Origin of the sequence: Okeania sp. SIO3I5 (assembly GCF_010672085.1) — a bacterium.
GTDB lineage: Bacteria > Cyanobacteriota > Cyanobacteriia > Cyanobacteriales > Microcoleaceae > Trichodesmium.
Map to the genome: position 1 here is coordinate 1 of NZ_JAAHHT010000328.1, position 6,115 is coordinate 6,115.

The 6,115-nt window shown below is 37.5% G+C and carries 3 protein-coding genes; 2 read left to right on the top strand and 1 reads right to left on the bottom strand.

Annotated elements, in window-relative coordinates; all coding sequences use genetic code 11:
- The first annotated feature begins 376 nt into the window (after positions 1–376).
- Positions 377–1,864, top strand: a complete 1,488-nt coding sequence (locus tag F6K40_RS36710) for a SulP family inorganic anion transporter (protein ID WP_293144070.1) — start codon at positions 377–379, stop codon at positions 1,862–1,864.
- Positions 1,865–2,330: 466 nt separating this feature from the next.
- Entirely contained in the window at positions 2,331–3,173 is an 843-nt protein-coding gene (locus F6K40_RS36715; RefSeq protein ID WP_293144073.1) for an SPFH domain-containing protein, read from the top strand.
- A gap of 850 nt (positions 3,174–4,023) precedes the next feature.
- Here the strand turns inward: F6K40_RS36715 and F6K40_RS36720 are convergent.
- Entirely contained in the window at positions 4,024–5,514 is a 1,491-nt protein-coding gene (locus F6K40_RS36720) for a glycoside hydrolase family protein (RefSeq protein ID WP_293144076.1), read from the bottom strand.
- Positions 5,515–6,115: the final 601 nt, after the last annotated feature.

Genomic DNA, 6,115 nt, shown 5'->3' on the forward strand with positions numbered 1-6,115 from the left:
CGGGACTTAAACAAAATCAACCAAAAAAATAGGCTCAAATATAGACAGGTAAAGGCTTTTACGTCAAAAAGGCATAAATCTTGAATTACCAACGGTTCTAGCCATTTTTAGGGCATCGACGTAATTCCCTTATCTAAAGAGACTTTGAGGCATTTTTCCGACCAGAAAATGTTTAAGTACCACTATTCGACCGGATTTGATATCACCCCCCACCTAGCAAATATCTACAAATAAATCTGTTTATTGTGATGATGTTAGGTAATTTATTTTAGGATATGCTCAAAGTAATTGCAAAGATTAGTGTTTTTGCATAACACTAATCACACAAAAATCCACATAACAAATTGTACAGGCGGTTTTTTTACAGAGCGAACAAATGAAAGATATATTATCAAAACAAGCCTGGTTTTCTAACGTACAAAAAGATTTATTGGCAGGCGCCGTAGTCGCTTTAGCTTTAATTCCTGAAGCTATTGGTTTTTCTATTATAGCTGGTGTCGATCCAAAAGTAGGTCTGTATGCTTCATTTTGCATTGCTATTGTTACAGCTTTTTTAGGTGGGCGAGCAGCAATGATTTCCGCAGCAACCGGGGCGATGGCGTTGCTGATGACAACCTTAGTTAAAGATTATGGTTTAAATTATTTATTAGCAACTACCATTCTCACAGGTATTCTCCAAATTTTCTTAGGATGGATGAAACTAGGAAATCAAATGAGATTTATACCCAGAGCAGTAATGCTAGGATTTGTCAATGCTCTAGCAATATTGATTTTTGATGCTCAATTGACTCAGTTTGAAGATGCTTCTGTGTGGGTGTACATAATGGTAGCAGTTGGATTAGGGATTATTTATGGGTTGCCTCGCTTTACCAAGGTAATACCTTCTCCTTTAGTTGCTATTGTTGTGCTGACAATATTTACGATGGTAACTGGGTTAGATGTTCCCACCGTGGGAGACATGGGAACATTACCCGACACCTTGCCTAGTTTTGCCTTGCCAATGGTACCGCTCAACTTCAAAACTTTAGACATTATTCTGCCTTATGCTTTAGCGCTTTCCTTGGTAGGATTACTGGAATCATTCTTAACAGCTAACGTAATTGATGACCTCACTGACACCTCCAGTAATAAAAACCAGGAAGCAGTTGCTCAAGGCGTGGCAAATATTGTTGCTGGATGTTTTGGTGGCATGGCAGGATGCGCTATGATCGGTCAATCTATGATTAATGTAGGTTCCGGAGGGCGTACTCGACTTTCATCTCTAAGTGCAGGAATTTTTCTGTTTGTTTGTATTATTATGCTGAATGATTGGGTGGCGCGTATTCCTATGGCAGCATTAGTCGCAGTGATGATTATGGTCTCTATCAGTACCTTTCACTGGAGTTCCATTCACCATATTCGTCGGGTGCCCAAGAGTGAAACTGCAGTTATGGCAACAACTGTCTTTATTACAGTTTTGACTCATAACTTAGCTATTGGAGTTCTTGTCGGAGTTGCACTGAGTGCGATTTTCTTTAGTCGTAAAATTGCTGCACTGATTTTTGTTGACTCCTACTTAAAGGAAAATGGTGTGGAGCGTATTTACAGTGTCAATGGTCAAATATTTTTTGTTTCTGTGGAGAATTTTCTCAACTCCTTTGATTTTCGAGAACATTTAGAGTCTGTTACTATCGATCTAACTAATGCTCATTTATGGGATCAATCTGCTGTAGATGCAGTCGATAAAGTTGTCTTACGTTTTCGCAGACGGGGTATAAAGGTAAATATGATTGGTTTGAATGAAGCTAGTGCTACTTTGTTAGAACGTTTGACTACCCATTCTAGCAAACAAACAATTTTTAACGAGGGGCGGGTAATTCATTAATTAATAATGAATAATGAATAATGAATAATTACCTCTAGTTAAAATCGTAATACCATGTCCGGATAAGAGCGTGATAAAAACACTTCTTTCTCCTGGTACATTCTTTTCTCCAGTCTCAAGTCTGAAGTCTCCTGACTCCTCCCTAATTATTGCTGTGCTGATTAAATATAAAAGCATTTACAGATAAAGGTTTTAGCCATTTTTAGTCGTGAAAAAGTATCAGTTTTTCGGTTAAAACAGCTCAAAAAGTGAGGACTTTGGGGCAGGGCGAGGCATAAAAATCAAGGAAAAATTATTTCTCCCACACTTCCCACACCTCCCACACTTCCCACCCTCCCCACACTTCCCACACCTCCCACACCTCCCACACCTCCCACACCTCCCACACCTCCCACACCTCCCTGCTCCCTCGTCTCAAGAAAATGTTAGGATTAAGACAATTAACCTAATTTCTAAATTCTAAATTATGCTCCAATATCTTGTGGCTTTAATAGCAACTGGAATCCTTGGTTATACAGTTAACTCCTCTGTAAAAGTTATTGCTCAAGGGGATGAAGCTTTAGTAGAACGCTTAGGTAAGTATAAGCGTACTTTAAAACCAGGACTTCAGTTCGTCTTACCTCTGGTAGACAAAATAGCTCACGTTGATACCGTCCGTGAACGATTTTTGGATATTCCTCCTCAAGAGGTTCTTACTAATGATGGTTTAAATTTGCAGGTAGATGCAATAGTTTACTGGCAGATTCTAGAAATGGAAAGAGCGTATTATGCAATTGAGAATGTAGAAAGTTCTATTAATGAGATTGTTTTAACTTCTCTGCGTTCTGAAATTGGTCGCTTGCCAATGCAAGAAATTTTGTCTTCAATAGATGAAATTAATAAAGCTTTGCTGAAGAAACTAGATGAAGATACTTCTAGCTGGGGAGTAAAAGTGATTCGTGTTGAGATTCAAAATATAACTTATTCTGAAACAGTAAAAGTAGGAATTGAGTCGGAAAGAGTAGCTTTAAGTGAACAGAAAGCTGCTATTGCTAAAGCAGAAGGTGAAAAGCAAGCTGCTCTTCTTAAAGCTAAAGGACAAGCAGAGTCTATACAACTTCTTGCCACAAGCTTAAATTTGCGTCCAGATAGTCCAGAATTTATGAAGTTTCTGGTTGCTCAAAGATACTTAGAAACTAATCAAAAATTAAGTGAAAGTACTAATTCTAAAGTGCTATTTGTAGACCCGAGAACTATGTCAGAAGGATTATCTGAATTGATGGGAGAATCTCCTGAGTTTTCTGAAATAGAACTCAAAAAAGCTGATTAACTTTCCTGGCGGGAAGTCCCGCGCTCTCCATCCCCCCTAACCCCCCGTGCATAGGGGGGAGGGGGAGCGTCGGGATGAAAGCCTGGGCCCGGATTCGGATACCTTCATAAGCTAAACGTTTATATGCCCTTGACACTTTTAGGAGCATTTTGTTATTATCAATGTCAAAACAGGGGGAGGACATCACCTCTGTCTAAACAGCGGTCAGGGTTTCCCAGACTGAAGAATCCCTATTTTTCCCGTAAGGGCAACGTCGGGAGTATGTCAATATCGACTCAAAAGTAGTAGCGTGTCTAGAATAAAATTGTGGGTTAGAAGCGAGCAACAGGCGAAGACCTCTCCCCCCTCCCTGCCCCTCTCTCTCTCCTTCTTTTGAGAGGGGGAAACTCCCCCTTCCCTCCTCCCCCCTTTCAAAGCTATCCCTTATAAAGAACTCCTGAAACCCTTGTGGAGAGGATGGTCTGGATGGGGAGGATGGGGAGGATGGTTCGTAAGAATCCTGTCTACATTGATAAAAAAGTGTATTTAAAAATACACTTTTCTCCTGAAAAAGCCGATTCAAGACAAAACCATAACTTGTCTATGTTGTCAAGTTTTATGAAAAGAGAAAGATGTTTATAAAGCATAGCTTTCAAAGAGGGGCAAGGGGAGATAGTTGTGGGGTTGGGGGGTTAGGTTTTTACTTATATTTTCAAGCTTGACGCGCCAGTAGTAGACTGACACAGCTAAAACTGTGCACTCTTTTTTGTTTCTAGGTATCTTTTTCTCCCCTTCAACCTTTTCTTTCCTTCAGTATGAGTGCCTTTTGCCTTACTTTCTCCAAAGTGTAAGTATTCAAACAGACATAATATCAAGGTTTAGGACAAGTTCCTAATTTCCAGTCAACATAAAGATCCCTGGGGTCTGTATCCCGTAACCAAGTAATAAACCGTTTATAATCAGCTATGTTGTAAGTAGCTATACAACCCACGGTACCAGGAGCACCATAATTTCGATTCCAGTCAATATGAATTTCAATTGCGCTTCTTTCAGTTGTGCCAGGTTCTATATAATCTAACGGAACTGTTACCGGGCCAATACCACTTTGAAAAATTCCGCCATAATAATTATCTCTACCATCAGCCCAAACAATATCCTGAATGTACCATTTTCCTTCTGGTAATGGTTCTCCAGTCATTGCCCGACTCCGAGCAGCGGTACGGAAAAATTGTCTTCGTGGAGCGCCACAACAAACTTCTAATCTGTCTTGTAGTTTCCCACTTTTAAAATAATCTAAGTTAAGTACATAACATCCATATCTATCTTTACGATTTGTCTTGGTTAATAGTAGATAATTTTTATTTGTAGTAGGTGGTGGTGCAGGAGGAGGTGGAGGTGGAGCATCTCCCCATAATTTTTTCCAGGTTATGGACTCTACTGTTGCATTATCTGCTGTGATGCCAAAATAATCTTTTTTAAACTCGATAACTGCAAGTTCAGTTTTCTTACCAAAAAACTGCTCAAATTCTCCTTTATAATAGCCTAAATCTTTTAATCTCTTTTGTAAAGTTCTTACATCCTCCCCTTGACTACCTCGTATTAATACACGATTTAGTTTTGGAGGTGTACCTTGATTATGTATATCGGAAATGTTAAAAACTGAAGTTCTTTCACCAGCAGGAATTGGTTTATTAGCAGGAGCAATAACAAAATAGCTAGAATTTTTATACTGAGGAAAAATACTAGCTAATAGGTCTTTATCAAACTTTTCTAGAGTTAAGATTTCTACTACTTCACCTTGATTCCAAGCTACAACTACAGTTTTCTTATTTTCATCTCGATATCCTTCTAACCAAGTTACTTTGTCTTGTTCTGAAATTTCACCCTCTAAAGGTTTTTCTTCTCCTCCAGCTTTGAGAAATAACTTCTTTTCATCAGCACGACGAGAGACTAATCCTGGTAGTGACTGAAAAACACCATTAACAACTCCATTTACCCAACGAGAAAATTCATTAGCTGCTCCTTGATAATCTCCTTGATTTAGTTTTCTTAATAAGGTACTACCTTGAAATGCCCCAGTTCCTACATTATAAGCAAAAGATACTAAAGCATCAAATTGGTTTTGATTAACAGGAACTTTGATAAATGTAGAAATTTCTTGTGCTATTTTGCCACATTCAGAACGTAGGTATCCTTCTGCGTCTCTTTCTGAAATTCTGTCTCCTAGACGAACTTTTTGTCCATTAGGATAACGAATAGTTCCATACCCAATGGTTGGTATTCCTACTGGATCTATATAAGCATTTAGGAAAAGTCCTTCCCATTTCTTGATTAAATCTAGGCAATTTTGTGATATTTCCATCTGATATTTCCTACTTACAAATAAACTCTTAGTGCCGCTAGGCGGAATTCAAAATTCAAAATTCAAAATTCAAAATTCATCCATTATTGGTTAGTAAAGCTTAAGGCAAGCTAGTAAGCTGCAAATTGTTATTTCTGCCATCCTGCACTAGTTATTTTCTTTAATTATCAGATAAAAATTTGATAATTAATCTTAAAAATCATCAATTTAGATATATTTTTCAATCTGTTGATTTTCAAAAATAGGTATTTTGTATAATTTACCAAAAATAAGTAATTTTTAGGCAGAATTCAAAATTCAAAATTCATGCATTATTGGTTACTAAGGGTTTTAGGATGGCTGTAACTGCAAATTGTTATTTCTGCCATCCTGCACTAGTTATTTTCTTTAATTATCAGATAAAAATTTGATAATTAATCTTAAAAATCATCAATTTAGATATATTTTTCAATCTGTTGATTTTCAAAAATAGGTATTTTGTATAATTTACCAAAAATAAGTAATTTTTAGGCAGAATTCAAAATTCAAAATTCATGCATTATTGGTTACTAAGGGTTTTAGGATGGCTGTAACTGCAAATTGTTATTTCTGCCATCCTGCA